The sequence below is a fragment of the Variovorax ginsengisoli genome (assembly GCF_030811835.1).
Classification (GTDB): Bacteria; Pseudomonadota; Gammaproteobacteria; order Burkholderiales; family Burkholderiaceae_C; genus Variovorax; species Variovorax ginsengisoli_C.
Genome location: NZ_JAUSRO010000021.1, coordinates 16,999 through 36,104, shown reverse-complemented (window position 1 = coordinate 36,104; position 19,106 = coordinate 16,999). Strand labels below are relative to the sequence as shown.

21 protein-coding genes are annotated in these 19,106 nt (G+C 67.1%); 11 read left to right on the top strand and 10 right to left on the bottom strand.

Translation table 11 applies throughout. The annotated features are described in order from the left end of the window. Positions 1-3: 3 nt before the first annotated feature. From nifN to nifH, 10 genes are all read right to left on the bottom strand, one after another. Positions 4-1,407 (bottom strand): nitrogenase iron-molybdenum cofactor biosynthesis protein NifN, encoded by a 1,404-nt coding sequence (nifN, locus tag J2W36_RS24905; protein WP_307692477.1) that lies wholly within the window; start codon positions 1,405-1,407, stop codon positions 4-6. A 13-nt stretch (positions 1,408-1,420) separates the two neighbouring features. After that, the gene (nifE, locus tag J2W36_RS24900) at positions 1,421-2,827 is read right to left on the bottom strand and encodes a nitrogenase iron-molybdenum cofactor biosynthesis protein NifE (RefSeq protein ID WP_307692476.1); all 1,407 of its coding nucleotides are present in this window, start codon (positions 2,825-2,827) and stop codon (positions 1,421-1,423) included. Between the two features lie 184 nt (positions 2,828-3,011). Next, positions 3,012-3,836, bottom strand: a complete 825-nt coding sequence (locus tag J2W36_RS24895) for a hypothetical protein (protein WP_307692475.1) — start codon at positions 3,834-3,836, stop codon at positions 3,012-3,014. Then, positions 3,836-4,168: a hypothetical protein gene (locus J2W36_RS24890; RefSeq protein WP_307692474.1), complete on the bottom strand. Its 333-nt coding sequence runs from the start codon at positions 4,166-4,168 to the stop codon at positions 3,836-3,838. The genes J2W36_RS24895 and J2W36_RS24890 overlap by 1 nt, the downstream gene beginning before the upstream one ends. Positions 4,169-4,208: 40 nt before the next feature. Continuing rightward, a complete protein-coding gene (locus J2W36_RS24885; RefSeq protein ID WP_307692473.1) occupies positions 4,209-5,918 on the bottom strand; it encodes an AAA family ATPase in 1,710 nt (569 codons plus the stop codon). Positions 5,919-5,926: 8 nt separating this feature from the next. Continuing rightward, positions 5,927-6,448 (bottom strand): hypothetical protein, encoded by a 522-nt coding sequence (locus J2W36_RS24880; RefSeq protein ID WP_370869385.1) that lies wholly within the window; start codon positions 6,446-6,448, stop codon positions 5,927-5,929. Between the two features lie 19 nt (positions 6,449-6,467). After that, positions 6,468-6,788, bottom strand: coding sequence for a hypothetical protein (locus J2W36_RS24875; RefSeq protein WP_307692471.1), 321 nt, complete (start codon positions 6,786-6,788; stop codon positions 6,468-6,470). A gap of 191 nt (positions 6,789-6,979) precedes the next feature. Then, positions 6,980-8,539 carry a nitrogenase molybdenum-iron protein subunit beta gene (gene nifK, locus J2W36_RS24870; protein WP_307692470.1) on the bottom strand — a complete coding sequence of 520 codons (1,560 nt, stop codon included), beginning with the start codon at positions 8,537-8,539 and terminating at the stop codon, positions 6,980-6,982. Between the two features lie 75 nt (positions 8,540-8,614). Continuing rightward, complete coding sequence (gene nifD / locus J2W36_RS24865) at positions 8,615-10,078, bottom strand: nitrogenase molybdenum-iron protein alpha chain (protein ID WP_307692469.1); 1,464 nt, start codon at positions 10,076-10,078, stop codon at positions 8,615-8,617. Positions 10,079-10,169: 91 nt separating this feature from the next. After that, entirely contained in the window at positions 10,170-11,063 is an 894-nt protein-coding gene (gene nifH, locus J2W36_RS24860) for a nitrogenase iron protein (RefSeq protein ID WP_307692468.1), read from the bottom strand. Between the two features lie 375 nt (positions 11,064-11,438). Here nifH and J2W36_RS24855 point away from each other — a divergent pair, with 375 nt between their 5' ends. From J2W36_RS24855 to J2W36_RS24805, 11 genes are all read left to right on the top strand, one after another. Beyond that, the gene (locus J2W36_RS24855) at positions 11,439-11,855 is read left to right on the top strand and encodes a group II truncated hemoglobin (RefSeq protein ID WP_307692467.1); all 417 of its coding nucleotides are present in this window, start codon (positions 11,439-11,441) and stop codon (positions 11,853-11,855) included. Between the two features lie 125 nt (positions 11,856-11,980). Next, positions 11,981-12,508 carry a hypothetical protein gene (locus tag J2W36_RS24850; RefSeq protein WP_307692466.1) on the top strand — a complete coding sequence of 176 codons (528 nt, stop codon included), beginning with the start codon at positions 11,981-11,983 and terminating at the stop codon, positions 12,506-12,508. Between the two features lie 32 nt (positions 12,509-12,540). After that, positions 12,541-13,035, top strand: coding sequence for an ankyrin repeat domain-containing protein (locus J2W36_RS24845; protein WP_307692465.1), 495 nt, complete (start codon positions 12,541-12,543; stop codon positions 13,033-13,035). After that, entirely contained in the window at positions 13,032-13,352 is a 321-nt protein-coding gene (locus J2W36_RS24840) for a thiosulfate sulfurtransferase GlpE (protein ID WP_307692464.1), read from the top strand. Before J2W36_RS24845 ends, J2W36_RS24840 begins: the two co-directional genes overlap by 4 nt. An 11-nt stretch (positions 13,353-13,363) precedes the next feature. Beyond that, complete coding sequence (locus tag J2W36_RS24835; RefSeq protein WP_307692463.1) at positions 13,364-13,612, top strand: FmdB family zinc ribbon protein; 249 nt, start codon at positions 13,364-13,366, stop codon at positions 13,610-13,612. Positions 13,613-13,785: 173 nt separating this feature from the next. Next, positions 13,786-14,214, top strand: coding sequence for an Ohr family peroxiredoxin (locus J2W36_RS24830; RefSeq protein ID WP_307692462.1), 429 nt, complete (start codon positions 13,786-13,788; stop codon positions 14,212-14,214). Between the two features lie 297 nt (positions 14,215-14,511). Beyond that, entirely contained in the window at positions 14,512-15,012 is a 501-nt protein-coding gene (locus J2W36_RS24825) for a hypothetical protein (RefSeq protein WP_307692461.1), read from the top strand. 5 nt (positions 15,013-15,017) lie between these two features. Then, a complete protein-coding gene (locus J2W36_RS24820) occupies positions 15,018-16,181 on the top strand; it encodes an ABC transporter substrate-binding protein (RefSeq protein ID WP_307692527.1) in 1,164 nt (387 codons plus the stop codon). Next, positions 16,178-17,308, top strand: a complete 1,131-nt coding sequence (locus J2W36_RS24815) for a FecCD family ABC transporter permease (RefSeq protein ID WP_307692460.1) — start codon at positions 16,178-16,180, stop codon at positions 17,306-17,308. The genes J2W36_RS24820 and J2W36_RS24815 overlap by 4 nt, the downstream gene beginning before the upstream one ends. Continuing rightward, on the top strand, positions 17,305-18,099 hold the full coding sequence (locus tag J2W36_RS24810) for an ABC transporter ATP-binding protein (protein WP_307692459.1): 795 nt from the start codon (positions 17,305-17,307) through the stop codon (positions 18,097-18,099). The genes J2W36_RS24815 and J2W36_RS24810 overlap by 4 nt, the downstream gene beginning before the upstream one ends. A gap of 96 nt (positions 18,100-18,195) precedes the next feature. Continuing rightward, complete coding sequence (locus J2W36_RS24805; protein ID WP_307692458.1) at positions 18,196-19,080, top strand: 2Fe-2S iron-sulfur cluster-binding protein; 885 nt, start codon at positions 18,196-18,198, stop codon at positions 19,078-19,080. The last annotated feature ends 26 nt before the right edge of the window (positions 19,081-19,106 follow it).

The window sequence follows — 19,106 nt, the reverse complement described above, 5'->3', positions numbered from 1 at the left end:
GGCTCAGGCACTGGCAGCCGCCGTGCGCGATTCGATCTGCGTGTCGGCATTCGCCATGCGCACGGGCATGGCCGCCCGCCGGGCCTCCGGCGTCAAAGGCCAGTCGCCGGGATGGTGGTGCGCGATGCGCTCCATCATCAGGTTCGACACCTCGAAGATCAGGTTCATCGTGCCGCGGTAGCCGACGTAGCGGCGGTGTGCATTGCCAATGCGGTCGAACACCGGGAAGCCCATGCGCAGCAGGGGCTTGTCGAGCCGCTCGGCAGCCTGCCGGCCGTGCGAATGGGTGATGAGCAGGTCGCAGTCGGCCGCACCCTGCTCCAGGTCCTCGAGGTCGCCCAGCAGCACCTGCTCGGCCGGCAGCAGCGCGTGCGCGGCCGACTTGGTGGTGCTGACACAACAGCGCAGCTCGGCGCCCATCTCGTGCAGGAAGCCGCCGACCGCCAGCAGCAGGTCGGGCTCGGCACCGATCGCCACCTTGATGCCGCCGGTGTAGAAGTGCCCGTCGAGCATCGCGTCGAGCAACTGGCTGCGCTGGCGACGGTATTTGGCTGGCACTGCGCAACCGGCGATCTTCGAGAGCCGCTGCAGCAGGCGATCGTTGACCTCCAGCCCAGTCAGCCGCTCGAACACTTCGAAGGGCGTGTCGGCGATCGTCTTGAGCGCCTCGGCGGCTTCGCGCGTCTGTTCGCCCACGCCGAGCGTGAAGGCCGATGCGCCCGCTGCGCGGATCTCTTCGAGCGTCGTGCCGCCGAGCGTGGTGCCACGCCAGTCGGGCGCGATGTGGCCGTCGAGCGAGCCCGAGATGTCGGGCAGCACGACGGGTGTCAGGCCGAAAGCTTCGATGATTTCCCGCAGCTCGTCGATGTCGCCGGGCGACAGGTGGCTACCCGGCAGCAGCGTCACCTGCTTAGCATCGACGGGCAACGGCTTGACCAGTGCCCGAACAATGCCCGTGACCGCATGCTTGTAGCCGTCCTCGAAGGCGCCGACATAGTCGGGCGTCGAGACGTAGACGATCTCGGTGTCGGCCAGTTCGGGCTTGCGTTGGCGAGCCGTCACGAGGTAGCCCTCGACGTCATCGCCCTTGGTCTCGGTCAGGCCGGTCGAGCAGATCGCGATGACCTTCGGCGCTGCGCGCTTGCGGATGTTGAGGAGCGCGGCCTCGATGTTCTCGTAGCCGCCCATGATGGTCGTCACCTCGTTCATGGCGGTGGTCTGCAGCGGGATCGCCTCCTTGAAGTGCCGCACCAGCAGCACCAGCGCGAAGGACGTGCAGCCCTGCGAGCCGTGCATCACCGGCATGCAGGCGTCCAGGCCCATGAACGCGAAGGTCGCGCCCAGCGGCTGGCTCATCTTCAGCGGATTGACCGTGCAGGCCTTCCTGGATTCGACGACGTGTGCCATGACGGGTGCTTCCTCAGGCCGCGACGGCGTCGTCAGCAAGTTCCCACGGTGCGGCGATGCGCACCTGCTGCCACACCGGGTTGAAGAGGGCGCGGTCGATCTCGTGCACCAGCTCGACCATGCCTTCGTAGCCGCCGTACGGATGGTGGCGCTCCTGGTTGATGTCCAGCCAGGGCATGCGCGCCTTGAGCGCCACGAACTGCGAGCGGCCACCCGACAGCATGATGTCGGCCTTGGCGTCGCGCAGCATCGCGTACATCTCGCGCGGCGTCATGTCGTCGATCATGTGCGCATCGTCGCCCATGATCTCCTTGATCTTTTCCTTGTCTTCCTTCGTGCTCTTCTTGATGCTGGTGCCGACGATCTCCAGCCCGGCCTCCTGCAGCGCCGCGACCACCGACCACGACTTCACGCCACCCGTGATCAGCAACACGCGCTTGCCGGTGAGGCGCTTCTTGTACTCGGCGATGCGCTTCCAGGCGCGCGCCTCCTCCACCTCGATCAGCCGCTCGGTGCGTTCGAGCAGGTCCACCGGCGCGCCCTGCTGCACCAGCAATGTCGCCATCTGCCGCAGCGTGTCGCTCATGTCGCCGATGCCGTAGAACGACCCTTCGAAGTACGGGATGCCGTAGCGCTGCTGCATCTTCGTCGCGATGTTGATCATCGACTTGGAGCAGACCATCATGTTGACTTTGGCGCGGTGCGCGCTGGCGATCTCGTTGTAGCGGCCGTCGCCCGATATGCACGAGAGGATGCGGATGCCCAGCGCATCGAGCAGCGGCTTGACCTGCCAGAGCTCGCCCGACAGGTTGTACTCGCCGATGATGTTGATGTCGCAGGGCGTCGTGTACTCGGGCTCCCGTGTGCCGATCACGTAATCGAGCACCGACTCCGCCCCCAGCTTGTTGCCCAGGTTCTTGGGGCCTGCGAAGCCCGGCGAGTTGACCGGAATGACTGGTTTTCCGAACTTCTCGGAAGCGCGCTGGCACACCGCCTCGATGTCATCGCCGATCAGCGCCGTGACGCAGGTCTGGTAGACGAAGACAGCCGGCGGGTCGTACTTCTCGATGATTTCGCGCACGCTCTTGAAGAGGCGCTTCTCGCCGCCGTAGATCACGTCGAGTTCGGTGATGTCGGTGGTGAAGCCCGTGCGGTAGATCTGCGAACCCGACGACGCCGAATGCCGGTTGTCCCACGAGTTGCCCTCGCAGGCGATCGGGCCGTGCACGAGGTGCGCGACGTCAACGATCGGCTGCAGCGCAATCTTGGCACCGTCGAAGGCGCACCCGCCGGCGGCGGCGCCGGGCGAGAGCTGCTTGGTGCAGCCCTTCTTGCGCTCCTTCTCGCTCTTGCCCTGGTTCTTGTCGCAACCGGGCTCTTCGAACACTTCGGCGATCTTGGCCTTGAGAGAGACTGACATCGCGCACTCCTAGCAACGTGGTGCGTTCCTCATTGCAGTTTTGGTGCCAGCGCCAAAACCGCCAAAAGACCACCGCGAACTGTCGTTTGGAGTGGATTTGCGCGCCGCGGAAGGTCGGCTGTGGCAGGTTTGAAGCAATCGCGACAAAGGTCTTGCGACACGGCGTCGGTCCGCAGGGGCCGCATCAATCCTCGGTCGTGCCGGCGCGCAGTGCAACGTCGATCGCTTGGGCACGCGCCTGCAGCAGCGCCTCTGCGTCCCTCCCCTGCGGCGCCACCGCCAGGTAGGCCGCCAGGGCCTGCCGCATGCGTGGCGCCTTGGTGTAGTCGGCCTCGCCGTGACCCGGGTGCGCGGCGTGGTCGCAGATGCAGACCTCCAGCAACTGCGCAAACCGATCGGGCCGGGTTTCCGCCTCAGTGCGCGCGAGCAATGCCGCGATCGGGCCGGCCCGCAGCTTGCTGGCCCGGTGCACGCGCTCGGCCTCGGCGATCGCCAGCGCGGCCAGGTCGAGCGATGTCGGCGCCAGCGCGATGCGCGCGCTCAACGGCGCCAGCAACGCCAGGCCCCGCGCCTCGTGGCCCACATGGCTCGGCCAGAACAAGGGCGGCGTCCGGCCCATCCCGATTTTCTGCAGCAATGCGGCCCAGCGCACCGCCAGCGGTGCCGCGCGGCGAGCGGCCTGGTCCAGCGCGCCCAGTTGATGCTCGCCAATGTCGATCGGCTCCGGCCCCTCCCCGATCAGCGGCACGCCGAACAGCGCGTCGACTTCGGGCAACAGGCGCCTGAGCCCACCACACGCACGCAGCGCCAGGAAGAAACCCCGGGGATAAGGCGCCATCAGCGCGCGCTCCAGCACCCGGCCGCGCTGCACCGGTGTCAACCGCTCGATCACGTCCATCTGAACGGCGCTCACCATCAGCGCCTGGTCCGCCGCATCCAGCCCGGCCGCGCGGCTCTGCGCCGCGCCCAACGCCAGCCGAATGAGGTGCTGCGCCGTCGGCTTGTCCATCAATATCCCAACTCGAACCAGATGGGCTCGCGCCGGCGCAACACATCGATCATCTCCAGCGTGGTCGGCACCAGGGCGCGCAGCGCGTACCAGACCGCATCGTGCCTGGGTTGAATGTCGTTCTCAAGCATCTCCTGCAGCGACTGCCAGCCGCGCCAATCCGCCAGCAGCAGCCGTTCGTGGAGGGCCGGGGCCAGGTGGGCCAATGTCTGCGCCATCAGCAGCAGATGGGCTTCGACCCGGATCAGCGTGTTGCGGCTGGCGAACAATTCCGACGCGTCCTGCAGGTCTGCCAGGATCTCACGAAGCGCCAGCGCGCTGTTGCGCAACATGTCGCATTGCATCCGGGCCAGCATCGATGTTCTCCCGCGTTCAGGCTGTTGCAACCGCATCGAGCCCGCGGAACATGGCGCAGCGCAGGAACACCTCGTGCGTGGGCCGCGTCTGCTTGTGGTGACAGTATTTGGCGACCAGCTTGGCCAGGCCCTTGATGTCGCGCCCGCTCGCGGCGGGGAACAGGGCCGCCAGCATGTCGAGCATCGCGTCGTCCAGGCGCAGCGCGAACTGCTCGCCCATCACCTCCCAGATGCGCCGGCGTGCTGCTGCGTCGGGCGGGTGGTAACGGATGAGCGCAATGCAGCGCGAAATGATGGCTTCATCGATGTCGTCGATGCGGTTGGTGGTGAGGAACAGCAGACCGTTGAAGTACTCGAGCACGCGCAGGAACACCCCGACCACGGCGTTCATCGTCAGGTCGTCGTCGCGGCGCTTGATGTAGACGTCGGCCTCGTCGATGAGCATCACAGCACCCCATCGCTGCGCGCGCAGCAGCACGTCCTTCAATGCATGTTCCATGGCGGTGACATTCAAACCCAGCTGACCCGAGTGAACGCGGTACAGCGGACGGCGGATGATCTCGGCATAGACCTCGGCCGTCAGTGTCTTGCCCACGCCCGGCGGCCCAGCGCACAGCACGGTGGTGCCGCCGGCCTTGCCCGCGACGATGTCGTCCATCAGCAGGTCCATCTCGGCCGTCAGGATGTCGATCAGGTCGGTCTGCTCCGGCGGCAGCACGAGCTTGTGCTTGAGGTCCGGCCGGTACACATAGGGGTGCAGGTCGTCCGCATGCACCCAGACGTGGTGGTGCAGCTCCAGATGGAACATGAAGATCAGCGGATGCACCGGCAGTTGCCGGAACAGCGCCGGCCGCTCGCCCTGCAGCGCTTCGTGCACGGCCTGCACCTCGGCCTCGGCATCGTAGCGGTTGCTCTTCGCGGCTTTCGACAGGTAGCTGGCCAGGATCTCGCCGGGCACTTCCAGCGTCGGGTTGCGCTGCTGCAGCACGCCCTCGTCGTTGACCAGTCGGGCCGCGCCGCCTTGCGCCGAGAGGATCACGATGTCCTTGCGCGACCAGTCGGTGTCGCGGTGCGCGGCGCTCGGGTCCTCCGCGTGGTAGGCGGTGCCGCGGCCTTCGAACTGCGCGCCGGTCTGGCTGCGCCAGTCGAAATAGCGCTCGGCCGTCGCCTCGTAGCCGTCCATCAGCGCCGCCGTCTCTCGCACCAGACCGCGTGCCAGCAGCATTTCGGCGATGGTGCGGCCTTCGATGTCGGCGCCGAGCAGCCGCATCGTCTGCGTGACGACGCCTGCCTTGGCGTTGGCCTTCATCTCGACGAAGACCCTGCCCGTCTCGTCGTTGGACGCGGGCGTGTAGTCGATGCGCGTGGGACACCAGGCCAGCGGGCGGCCGTCGGTGGCGGCGGAAAAAAGCCAGCCACGCCGCGCATGGGCCGCGATGTAGCGCACGAAGGCCGGCAACACGTGCTCCAGATCGTCGGCCTTTAAGCGTTCGGCCGCCGGGTCGTCGAGCACCGCACGCAACGAACGCAGCTGGGCCGCCTGCCGCTGCTGTGCCGCGCCGCCCTCGTCCCAGAGCTGGCCCAGCCGGTCCAGCGCACCGGAGGCCAGCTGGCGCAGGCCGACTTCGGCATGGGCGCCGAAGCGCAACTGGTCGACCAGGCCCGAGAGCTCAGGGAACTCGCTGGCCAGTGCCTGGGCATGGGTGCGGTCGATGCGCAGCTTCATGACACGGGCTAGTTGTCGTCCGCCAGCACCTCGAGCTCGACCAGCTGCTCGTACAGCGCCCGACGCGCCCACCAGCGCTCCTTGCCCGCCAGACGCGGGTCGGCGCCCTCGAAGGCACCGATCGCATCGCGGTCGTTCCAGTAGACGCAGCTCAAGCCGCCGCGTGCGGCCAGCGCCGCGCTCAACGCATCGCGCTCGGCGACCGGCTCGGCCCGCAGCACGCCGCGACCCAGCAGGTGGTCGGCCCGGTAGAGCGGCGTGTCCCAGCCATGGGCATCGCCCAGGGCACAGATCGCGGGAAATCGTTCGCGCGTGGCGACGTCGACCGGGGCCCCGGGGCCGGCGTTCGCGAACGCTCCTTCCGGCCCGTCGCACGCCGACTCGAGCAGGTCGCGCGCCGTCAGCGCGTCGTGGATCTCCCACGCCTGCAGCGCATCGGTCGCCGCCACCTTGCGGGCGAAATCATCGTCGTCGTAGGCGAACCAGGCGCGCGGATCGCCCTGCTGCGGAAGTTCCACCACGTGGATCATGGCGCCCAGACCTTTTCTTCTATTCGACGCCTTCGGCATGGGCCTTGGCCCAGGTCGCGTGGCGTATGCGTTGCGTGATACCAGCCGGGCTGGCATCGAAGATGCGTTGCGCAGCGCTGAGCGCGCCTTGCGCGATCGCCGCCTCGTCGTGCCGCAGCGGAATGCGCCCGGCCACGTGGGTGGCGCCCGGCACCGCCCTGGCGATCGCCTGCCGGTTGGGGTGCTCGTCCATCGGGATCAGGCTGTCGGCCTCGCGCGCGCCGGCCAGGCACACCCAGCCATCGATCACCTCGACCTTGCGGCCGTCCTGCGTGGTCTTGATCAAAACGGGTTCTGACATCGCATCACTCCTTGTATCGTGGCACCGCATAGCCTCTCCTGCGCCGCACTACCCTCACCCCAACCCCTGGCAAGCGCAAGCGAAGCCCGTTCGTGAACCCGTGCGGAACCGGCTTTGCCGGGCCGCTGCGGGTGCCCCCTTGAGGGGGAAGCCGGCTACACGAAGTGAGCCGGCATCGGGGGTGGGCCAACTCACCGGATGATGTCGTAGCTGTAGTCCGTCTTGCCGGGGACGATGGTGTTGGCATCGAGCGCTTCGAAGAATTCGTCCAGCAGCATCACCAGCGTGCGCAGGCCGCCCTCATAGCCCCAGGTGGGGTAGCGGTGGTAGTGGTGGCGGTCGAAGATCGGGAAGGTCATGCGCACCAGCGGGGTCTTGGTGTCGCGTTCCAGGTACTTGCCGTAGGTATTCCCGATCAGGAAGTCGACCGGCTCGGTGAACAACAGCGAACGCAGGTGCCACAGGTCGCGCTTCGGGTAGACCTTGCAGCCAGCGCCGTAGGGCGAGCCATCGAACATCGCCTGAACCTTCTTCGCCCAGGGCTCGGCGCCGTTGGTGGCCAGCACGTGCGCAGGTTCGGCACCGAGTTCCAGCAGGAACTGCGTGGTCCCCAGCATCTGGTCCGGGTCGCCGTACAGCGCGAAGCGCTTGCCGTGCAGATGGGCCTGGCTGTCGGCCATGGCGTCGACCAGCTGGCCGCGCTCGCGTTCGAGCTGTTCCGGAATCGGCTTGCCGGTGAGGCGCGAGATCGCCATCAGGAACTCGTCGGTGCCGGCCACGCCGATCGGGGCGTTCAGCACCACGACCTCCTGGCCATGGTCGGCGATGAACTTGCTCGTCTTCTCGCAGCAGTACTCCTGGAACACGATGGTGGCCTTGGCGTGCAGGCCGGCCACGACCTCTTCCTTCGTGGTGCCGCCCGCATACATGCGGAAGGTGCCGTCGGTCGGCGTGTTCCAGTTTTCAGAGGGGTCGCAGAGCACGTTCACCTTGACGCCGAACAGATCGAAGATCCGGCGGATTTCCTTCATGTTGCCGACGACGAAGCCGTCGAAGCCACCGATGAAGTTGATGCTCTCGTCAGGCACGCGCACCAGGGGCTCGGTGGTCTGCGCCTTGCCGTCCCAGAAGTGGCGCAGCACACCCAGCAAGGCGTTGTCGTAGCCGGTGATGTGGCTGCCGACGAAGGCCGGCGTGTGGGCGAACGGCACGTCGAACTCTTCGGGAACGCTGCCTTTCTCCTTGGACGTCTTGATGAAGGCGTTCAGGTCGTCGCCAATCACTTCGGCCATGCAGGTGGTGGAGACCGCGATCATGTCGGGCTTGTACAGGCTGTAGGCGTTGGCCAGGCCGTCCACCATGTTGTTCAGCCCACCGAAGACGGCGGCGTCTTCCGTCATGGACGAGGACACGCAGGACGTGGGCTCCTTGAAGTGGCGCGAGAAATGCGAGCGGTAGTACGCCACGCAGCCCTGCGAGCCGTGCACGAAGCTCAAGGTCTTGGCGAAGCCGTTGGCGACATACACGGCGCCCAGCGGCTGGCAGGCCTTGGCCGGATTGACCGTGAGCGCGTCGCGCGCGAAGTTCTTCTGCTTGTAGTCCTCGGTCTTGGTCCATTCGACGATCTGCTTGATCGTCTCGTCCGGATGGTTGAACTCGAACTCTTCTTTCTTCGATCGGAAGATTTCCTGGTACTCGGGTTCACGGAACAGCAGTTCGTGGTCGAGGATCTTGTCGGCTGATTGAGGCATGGGGGGCTCCTGAAGATATGGATTCCCCTCTCCCGCAGGCAGGAGAGGGTCAGGGTGAGGGGGAATGCGCGGGGCTCAGGCGGCCTTCTTCCACGGGGCGGTGGTCAGGCTCCAGATCGGTGAACTGATGGCCATGTCCATGTCCCGCGCGAAGATCGCGAAGCCGTCGTAGCCGTGGTACGGGCCCGAATAGTCCCAGCTGTGCATCTGGCGGAAGGGCACGCCCATCTTCTGGAACACGTACTTTTCCTTGATGCCCGAGCCCACCAGGTCGGGCTGCACCTGCTCGACGAACTTCTCGAACTCGTAGCCGGTCACGTCGTCGTAGATCAGCGTGCCGTCCTTCACGTAGTGGGTGGTGCGCTGGTAGTCGTCGTTGTGGCCGAACTCGTAGCCGGTGCCGACCACGTCCATGCCCAGGTCTTCATAGGCGCCGATCACGTGGCGCGGGCGCAGGCCGCCGACGAACAGCATCACCTTCTTGCCCTGCAGGCGCGGCTTGAAGCGCGCCAGCACGGCGTCCATCAGCGGGCGGTACTTGGCGATGACCTTCTCGGCGTTGGCCTTGATGGTGTCGTCGAAGTGGCTGGCGATCTCGCGCAGGCTCTTCTCGATCATGCTCGGGCCGAAGAAGTTGTACTCGACCCACGGAATGCCGTACTTCTCTTCCATGTGCCGGCTGATGTAGTTCATCGAGCGATAGCAGTGCAGCACGTTGAGCTTGGCCTTGGGCGTGTTCTCGAGTTCGGCGATGGAGCCGTCGCCCGACCACTGCGCGATCACGCGCAGGCCGATCTCTTCGAGCAGGATGCGGCTTGACCAGGCATCGCCGCCGATGTTGTAGTCGCCGATGATGGCCACGTCGTAGGGCGTGGAGACGAAGTCGGGCCGCTTGTTCGGGTCGACCTTGTCGAACACCCAGTCGCGGATCGCATCGTTGGCCAGGTGGTGGCCCAGCGACTGGCTGACGCCGCGAAAGCCTTCGCAGCGCACCGGCACGATGGTGTGGCCTTCGTATTCCTTGGCCTTCTTCTTCGACACGGCTTCGATGTCGTCGCCGATCAGACCGATCGGGCATTCGCTCTGGATCGAGATGCCCTTGTTGAGCGGGAACAGCACCTGGATCTCGTCGATGATCTTGTCCAGCTTCTTGTCGCCGCCGAAGACAATGTCCTTCTCCTGGAAATCGGACGTGAACTGCATCGTCACGAAGGTGTCGATGCCCGTGGTGCCGATGTAGTAGTTACGGCGCGCAGCCCACGAATACTGGCCGCAGCCGACCGGCCCGTGGCTGATGTGGATCATGTCCTTGATCGGGCCCCAGACCACGCCCTTGGAGCCGGCATAGGCACAGCCGCGGATGGTCATGACGCCGGGCAGCGACTTGATGTTGGATTTCACGCCGCAGTCGGGCTTGCCTTCTTCGAACGTGCCCAGGTGCTTGGCGCGCCGCTTGGCCATCTTTTCGGGATAGGCCTTCAGCACTTCATCGATCAGGGCCTTGTTCGTGGCCTTGCGCTCTTCAACGGTGGCGGTCATGGGGAGACTCCAGGGATAAATGTTTCTTGGGTCCAGGCGCCGGCCCGGGCACGCCGCTGCTGCGGTGGACCGGGCCGGTCTGGGGGCCTTCTCAGGCAGCAGCCAGGGCGGCAGCCGCAGCAGCAGCCTTGCCGACTTCCGACTCGTCGATCGTTTCCATGATCCCGAACTGCATCAGCATGTCTTCAAGCTGATCCATGGTGATCGGGGTGGGGATCGTGCCGTTGCCAGCGTTGTTGTGGATCTTGCTGGCCAGCGTGCGGTACTCGGCGGCTTGCTTGGAATCCGGCGCGTACTCGATCACGGTCATGCGGCGCAGCTCGGCGTGCTGCACGATGTTGTCGCGCGGCACGAAGTGGATCAGCTTGGTCCCCAACATGCCGGCCAGGGCGTCGGCGAGTTCCAGTTCCTTGTCGGTCTGGCGCTCGTTGCACACCAGGCCACCCAGACGCACGCCGCCCGAGTTGGCGTACTTCAGGATGCCTTTGGAGATGTTGTTGGCCGCGTACATGGCCATCATTTCGCCAGACATGACGATGTAGATCTCCTGCGCCTTGTTCTCGCGAATGGGCATCGCGAAGCCGCCGCACACCACGTCGCCGAGCACGTCGTAGGAAACGTAGTCGACACCGTCGTAGGCACCGTTCTCTTCAAGGAAGTTGATCGAGGTGATCACGCCGCGGCCGGCGCAACCGACTCCTGGCTCCGGGCCACCGGACTCGACGCAGCGGATGTCCTTGTAGCCGATCTTCATCACGTCCTCGAGCTCCAGATCCTCCACCGAACCGGCTTCCGCGGCCAGCGACAGGATGGTGTCCTGTGCCTTCGCGTGCAGGATGAGGCGGGTCGAGTCGGCCTTGGGGTCGCAGCCGACGATCAGGATCTTCTGGCCCAGGTCGCTGAGCGCGGCCAGGGTGTTCTGCGAGGTGGTCGATTTGCCGATGCCGCCTTTGCCGTAGAAGGCGATTTGCCGAAGTTTGGCCATAGCAGTACTCCATTCAGGAAGGGTTGAAAAACTTGGGTTGCGTAGCCGCGCCCATGTCAGCCTGTCGTGCCTGTTGGTCTTCTTCTGTGGGGTCACGCATCGGCCGGACTTGTGTCCGCGCAGCCCTTCTCTGCAGCTTCCATGCCATGCCGCGCAGGTGTGGCGAACGAGGCACCAAGTCCTTGTCTGCACAGAGGAAAGCCTGCTTTCCTGCACGCGCTGGAGCGCCGTCCGGGCTTTGTTGGCTTCCCGACAAATGCGGCGTGACACGTCGCAAAAATGCCTGTCGCCTCCGTGCGACGGGGTGGTTTGTGTCGCGTTTGCAGCGTGCCGCAGGCGGTTGCGGGCTGGTACGTTCATTGCGAAACGAGAGGCATGACCTTCGCCGCCACCGACGCGCTGCCGCTGCTGCGCCCGCCGCATTTCGACATGCTTGGGGGCCGCGACGGCGTGACCCGTCTCGTCGACGCCTTCTATCGCCAGATGGATACCCGCGCGGACGCGCTCGGCATCCGTGCCATGCATGAGCCCGACCTGGCATCGACCAAGGCCGTGCTGGTCCTTTACCTGTGCGAATGGCTGGGTGGCCCCAAGGCGTACTCGGCCGAGCGCGGCCATCCCCGTCTTCGGATGCGGCATGCCGGCTTCGCCATCGGCGTGGCCGAGCGCAACGCCTGGCTCGCCTGCATGAGTGCCGCGCTCGAAGAGGTCGGCGCGCCACCACCGCTGCAGCAGGAACTGATGGCCGCCTTCTTCAAGACGGCGGACTGGATGCGCAACACGGCGACCTGAACCCGCCCTTCTCCATTTCGATTCATCACCCACCAGGAACCACCATGACCGCCACGCTCGCCCGCAAAGAGATCGACGACACCGCGCTCGCCCGCCTCGAATAGGAGGGCCGCCTCCTCAACCCGGTGCTCAAGGCCCCCACCAACAAGTTCGGCCGCGTCGGCTTTCGCGGCGAGCTCGCGCTGCGCTTCGGCGTCAAGCTGGCCGACGAAGCGCGCCCACCCGAGCTCACCTGCGACCAGGTCATGGCCGTGGCGACCGTGGGCGACAAGCACCTGCCCTTCTTCGCCGGCTATCTGCTGAGCTTCGAGCACCTGAAGGACGTGGCCGAGGTGCTGGGTGACACCTTGAGCGCCGGTGGCAAGTACTTCCTTTTCTGCAACAACATCGACCTGTCGAAGAAGTACCAGGTGCCCTACAAGGGCGCGATGTTCTACGTGCTGCCGATCGACGAGTCGACGGTCTACAACGAGTTGCTGACCCTGCTGTACCTCGAGAAGAACGACCTCAAGAAAAAGGACACCGCGGGCAAGCTCGACGCCGTGGCCGATGCGGCGCTGAAGTACGACATCACTTTCGACACTATCACCTATGCCGAAGGCCTCGAACTGATGGGCCCCGTGCGCAACCCGAACGAAGGCCGACCCGTGTGACGAGCCCCCCGGTGTCGCATCGCCATCCCGCCATGAACGCCTTGCTGCATCGCGCTGCGGCCCGTTCGGCCCGCCGTGCCGCGCCGGTACCCAAGAGACTCTCCGCCTGGCTGAGGCTGCAGGGCTTCGCCGGCATCCACGCGCGCGACGCCGGCGGCAACACGCCGATCATGCGGGCCGCGGCGCAGGGCGAGGAAGGCATCGTCGATGCGCTGCTGTCCTGCGGCGCAGCGGCCGACGCACTGAACGACCAGGGCAACAATGCGCTGTGGTTCGCCAGCCTGTACGGCAGCGTCGCGATCGGGCGCAGGCTGCTGGCCGCCGGGCTGCCGATCGATCACGCCAACGACGACGACATCACCTGCGCGATGCTGGCCGCCGCCTGCGGCCACCACGCGATGCTGGCGCTGCTGCTCGACCATGGCGCCAACGGGGACCGCTGCGCACCCGACGGCCGCACCGCACGCGACATGGCCGTCATCGCCTTGATGGCCGAGTTCGCCCTCTCGATGGAGACACCGCGATGAAGGGCCAACGCACGTATCGCCGCCTCACGCTGTCCGAGCTCGGCGCCTGGCAAGGGCCGCGCCCGAACGCGCTGCTGCTCGACGCACGCGATGCCGACAGCCATGCCCGCGATGGCTGGCCGGGCGCCGTGCTGTTGACGGCGGCCAACCAGGACGAGCTGCTGCTGCGCACCGACCGCCGCCGCCCGATCCTCATCTACTGCTACCACGGCCACGCCAGCCAGGACCTGGCGCAGATGTTCGCCGACTTCGGGTTCACCGACGTGTGCGATGTGATCGGCGGGCACGCCGCCTGGCACCCAAGCCGAGAACCATGACAGGAGCCTCCGTGCCTCTTTACGACTACCACTGCCCCGGCTGCGGCCACGCCTTTGAATTCCTGGTGCGCGGCGGGCGCACGCCGGTCTGTCCGCAATGCGGCAGCACGACGCTCGAGAAGGCCGTCTCGCGCATCGCCCCGGCCGGCAAGATCGAAGCCATCCGCCTGTCCAACCGCCGCCTGGCCGCCGCCCAGGGGCACTTCGACCACTACAGCAAGTCCGACCAGGCCAAGCTGCTCAAGGGAAAGAACGTCTAGACATGAAGCCCCCACGCTCATCGCTTCGCGTATCGCTGCCCCCCCGAGGGGGCGCGTCAGTGCCTTCGGGCGGCCGGGCGCCACTGACATGAAGCCCCCACGCTCATCGCTTCGCGTATCGCTGCCCCCCGAGGGGGCGCGTCAGTGCCTTCGGGCGGCCGGGCGCCACTGACATGGACCTCGTCTACACAACCACGATGCTGACGCAGGGCGGGCGCAACGGCCAGGTGCAGACCGAGGACGGCACCTGGAAGCTCAAGCTCGCCGTGCCCAAGGAGATGGGCGGCGACGGCAGCGGGCCGAACCCGGAGCAACTCTTCGCCGCAGCCTTCGGCGCCTGCTTCGAACATTCGGTGCGCCACATCGCCAGGGCCGACAAGCTGCCGCTGCGCGGCTGCTACATCGAAGCCGTGCTGTCGATGTACGTGAACTTCGAGGGCGCCTACCGCATGGCCCTGAGCCTGACGGCCTTCATGGCCGGCCCGCTCGACCAGGCCACCGCCGACAGCCTAATGCAGCGGGCGCAAGGCATCTGCCCCTACGCGGACGCCACCCGGACGAACATGACACTGAACCTGAAGGCCGTGCTGGACGCGCCGTGATCGGTGTCCTGTAGTTCACATCCTTTGTCCGTTGTGTAGCGTTCGATACAACGAGAGAACACGCGCCGACAGACTCCCAGGAAGTGCACTCGACGTGGTGAAAGTCGGGGCTTTCATTGGAGAACGCCGGCTTCCCGCTGAGGAATCGCGGCACTGCGACGGCCCTCCCCGCGCATGGCACGCCCCTTGCCGAACAGCATGCAGCCAAGCCGATACGGCTTTTCCTTCGCTGATCGTTATGTCCTTGAAAACACAACGACAGCGCGCCATGCCAACCGTCCTGAAAGGGTCTTCGTCATGCAACTCATGTCCACGTCCACGATCGCGCAGGCATCGCCTCCTGCACCGGGCCTGCCATCGCCGCGCGTGTCGATCGGTGGATGGGTGCGGCAGCCCGCCCGCCTCGACGCCGGGCAGTTGGAGCGCCTGGGCGCCATCGACGTACCGAACTTCGTCGTGCGCTGCACCGTCGATGGCGCGCATGGCGGACCGAGGCCGATGCGCGCGGTGGCGCTGCGCAGGCTCATCGAACAGAGCCAGCCGGCCTTTGCCCAGCGCACCGACTTCAAGCGGGTGGCCATCGTCGCCGAGAGCCAGGACGGCTACCGCGCCTTGTTCTCGTGGTCCGAACTCTTCCACACCGTGATCGGCACCGGTGTACACTTGGCCTTCGACTGCGCGCAGGCCCCACTGGCTGGCGACACCGGCCCCTTCGCGCTCGTCAGCCTGCACGACGAATTCACCGGGCCGCGCTTCGTGCGGCAGCTCGCGTCGGTCGAGCTGCACAAGCTGTGGTGAGCCGCATGCACCACCGGCCCTACCTCGCCCTTCTCGCCCTTCTCGGGCGTCTCGCACGTCTCGCGCGCACGGCGCCCCTGGCGCTGTGCCTGCTGCTGGACGCCGCCGGCGCCGGTGCGGCCGAACTGGTCGACCAGGCCGGCCGCACCGTGACGCTGCCGGCCAGCGTGCAGCGCATCTACGGGTCGTCGCCGCCCTTCATGGTGCTGCTGTCGACGCTCGCGCCGCAGCGCAACCTCGGCCTGAACTTCGCACTACCCGCGGAGGCCGCGCGCTATGGACCGGCAGGGCTGACGATGCTGCCGGTGCTGGGGGGCGTCTCCGGTCACGGCCAGTTGGTCAACCCGGAAACGCTGATGGCGCTCAAGCCGGATCTGGTGCTCGGCTGGAAGTCGCGCTTCAGCGACCACGGCGAGACCGCCGCGCTGGCCGAGCGCACAGGGGCCCCGCTGCTGTTCGTGAAGCTCGACACGCTGGCCGACTGGCCGGGCGCCTATGCGCTGGTCGGCCGCGCCATCGGCGAGGAAGCGCGCGCCGCGCAGCTGGGTGGCTACATCCAGGCGGCGCTCGCACGGGTCCAGCAAGCCGTCGCCGAGGTTCCGGCCGAGCACCGGGTGCGCGTGTACTACGCCGAGCAGCCCGACGGGCTGGCCACCGAGTGCGACAGCTCGTTCCATGCCGAGGCGATCGCACTGGCCGGCGGCATCAACGTGCACCGCTGCCCGCAGAACGGCATCGCCGGCATGGAGCGCCTCAACCTGGAACAGGTGCTGGCCTACGACCCGCAGGTGATCGTCGCGCAGGACCCCGGCTTTGCCGCACACGTCGGCGCCGACCCGCGCTGGGCCGGTGTGCGAGCCGTACGCGAGCACCGGGTGCTGTGGGTCCCGCGGCTGCCCTTCAACTGGCTGGACCGGCCGCCATCGGCGACACGTGCACTCGGCATCCAGTGGCTGGCCGGGGCGTTCTATCCAAGACGTGCGCCCTTCGACGCCGCGCAGGAAGTCCCGGCGTTCTACCGCCTGTTCTACGGCGTCGAACTCACGCCCACCGATGTGCAGACCCTGATGGCGGTGCCGGACGGCACATCGGCGATGGCCGCCGGGACGCCGCAACACAAGCACCCCGATGTCGGCGTCGGCCACGCCATGCCTGGCAGTGCGCCATGACCACCGGCTGGACGCATGAGGAAGGGGTGCCCTATCCCATGGAGCCGGGCGAGCCGTGGCCCGGCTGGGCCGACGCAGGCCGATGGCTGCGCCGCGCATGGCCATCGGCGCTGCGCTCCGGCCTGCTGTGGCCGGCAGCCGCCGCGCTGTTGGCGCTGACCATGGCCGCAGCGGCGCTGACGTTCGGCCGCTATCCCTTGACGCTGCAGCAGGTGCTCGCCTATCCGGCCCACCTGCTCGGCCTCGTGGTGCTGGACCCAGCGCAGGTCGCGTTGCTGCAGCGGCTGCTCGTCGAGATCCGGCTGCCCCGCGTGCTGGCCGCATTGCTCACCGGCGCGGCGCTGGCCAGTTCGGGCGCGGCCTTCCAGGCGGTGTTCCGCAACCCGTTGGTCTCGCCCGACCTGCTGGGCGTGATGGCCGGGGCGTCGGCCGGGGCCGCCGGCGCCATGCTGCTCGACCTGCCATGGATCACGGTGCAGGCGTTGGCCTTTGCCGGCGGCGTGCTGGCGGTGGCGCTGGGCGTCGCGATCGCCCAGATCTTCGGCGGCGGCGCGTTGGTGATGCTGGTGCTCGGCGGCATCGTCAGCGGCGCACTGTTCACCTCGCTGCTGTCGTTGGTGAAAGTGCTGGCCGACCCCTACAACCAGCTGCCCGCCATCGTTGTCTGGCTGATGGGCAACCTGGGCCAGGCGGGGTCCGCGCAACTGGCCTGGCTGGCGCTGCCGATGGGCCTGGCCGTCGCCGCGCTGTGCATGCTCGGACCCTGGCTCGACGCGCTGGCGATGGGCGACGACGAGGCGCGCACGCTGGGGGTGCCGGTAGGCCCGCTGCGCCTCGGGGTGATCGCACTGGCCACCCTGCTGTCGGCGTTGACCGTGTCGCTGGCCGGCATGATCGGTTGGGTCGGGCTGATCGTGCCGCACGCGGCGCGCCTGCTGACCGGCCCGCGCAACGCCCTGCTGCTTCCGACCTCGGCCTTCCTCGGTGCGGCCTTCCTGGTCGGCGCCGACATGCTGGCGCGCAACGCCTTCGCCGCCGAGATCCCGATCGGCATCCTCACGCAGCTCCTGGGCATTCCCTTGTTCCTGCTGGTGCTGGCGCGTGTGCGGCGCGGCTGGGCCGCATGAGCACGGGCCCCGCGTCGATCCTGGAGGCCCGCGCGCTGCACTTCACCCGCCGCCAGGGCTGGCGGCGCCACGCCGAGGTGCTGAGCGGCACCTCGCTGGCGCTGCATCCTGGCGAACTGCTGGCGCTGCTGGGTGCCAACGGCGCCGGCAAGAGCACGCTGCTGCGGCTGCTGCTCGGGCTGCTCGTTGCCGAGCGCGGCGACGTGCTGCTGGATGGCCGACCGCTGGCCGCCTGGCCTCGGCGCGAGGTGGCGCGGCGCATCGCCTATGTGCCGCAACTGCACACGCCGCCTTTTCCCTACGCCGTGCGCGACGTCGTGGCCTTGGGGGGGCTGCCGCATCGCCGGTTTCTGCAAGGGTCGCAACCACGGGAGCGCGCGCGCGTCGACGTGGCGCTGCAGCAGCTCGACCTCGGCGCGCTGGCCAACCGGCCCTACACCGCGCTCTCCGGCGGCGAACGCCAGCGCGTTCTGATCGCGCGCGCGCTGGTGCAGGACGCTGCCGTTCTCGTCTTCGACGAGCCGGCCAACAACCTGGACTACGGCCACCAGTTGCGGCTGCTGGACCAACTTCGCGCGCTGGCCGACAAGGGCTATGCAGTCCTGTTCACAACGCACCACCCGGACCAAGCGCGCGCCGTCGCTGACCGCGTGGCGCTGCTCGACCATGGACGCATCACGGCGGATGGACCGCCGGCCCAGGTGCTGACGGCAGAGGTACTCGCGGCGCTCTATGGTCTGCATGAGACAGAGTCGACAAAGACGACAACGCGTCCCGTCGAATGCCGCTGAAATAGCCGCTTTGCAGGCCAATGGCGGCGCTTGCGGCGCGGCATGCTCTTTGCACTGTGGCCTACGTCCCATCCCGCCCCACAGGAAACACAGACCATGGCCAACGTTACTTTTTCTTCGCCGGTGATGCCGCGCGACATCACCGTCTACGCCGTCGCCGGCGATCGCGGCAACCTGCTCGCGCTGGCAAAATCGCACCACATCCCGATCCCCTTCGACTGCCAGGACGGCGAGTGCGGCTCCTGCCTGGTCGACGTCGAGCATCTGGCCAACAGCGTGCGCTGCGGCATTGCGCTGACCGAGAAGGAAAAGGAACTGCTCAAGCAGATGGGCAAGATCACCAAGGCCGAGATCATGGACGCCGAGGTCAACGACATGCCGCCGCGCCATCGGCTCGCCTGCCAATGCTTCGTGCGCGACGAAGACATCTTCGTGACCTTCGAAGGCGACCTCACGCTGCCGGTCAAGGGGCCGGCGCTGTCGATCGCCGCAGCGGTCTACCGCGGCGGCGTGCAGGTCAAGACGCTGGATGATTTCCTCGGCTATGCGGTCCAGGTCGAGGAAGACGCGGCCCTGCACTACGAGCACCTGAGTGCGGCGATGGCTGACTGCGGCAACGCCGACGTGGCGGCGCTGTTTGCCGATCTCGGCCGCTACTCGCGCCTGCATCTGGAAGAAGCCAAGGCCAAATGCTCGCGCAAGGACATCACCGTGCGGCTGCCTGCCGGCTCGGCCTGGCCGGACAACGCGACGCCCGAGAAGACCACGCTGTGGGCGGGTGACCCTGCGCTGTCGCGTCTGGGCGCCTTGAAGGCCGCGCTGCAGGGCGAACGCCGGGGCTACGAGTTCTACTACGCAGTCGCGGGGACCACCAAGGACCCCGAGATCCGCGAAGTCGCCCGAGAGTTCGTGCGCGAAGAGGCGGAGCACGTCGACACGCTCAAGCAGTGGATCGCGCAGGAGGAGCATGCGCTGAGTTGACATTTCCAGTGGCCTGAACCGCCGCC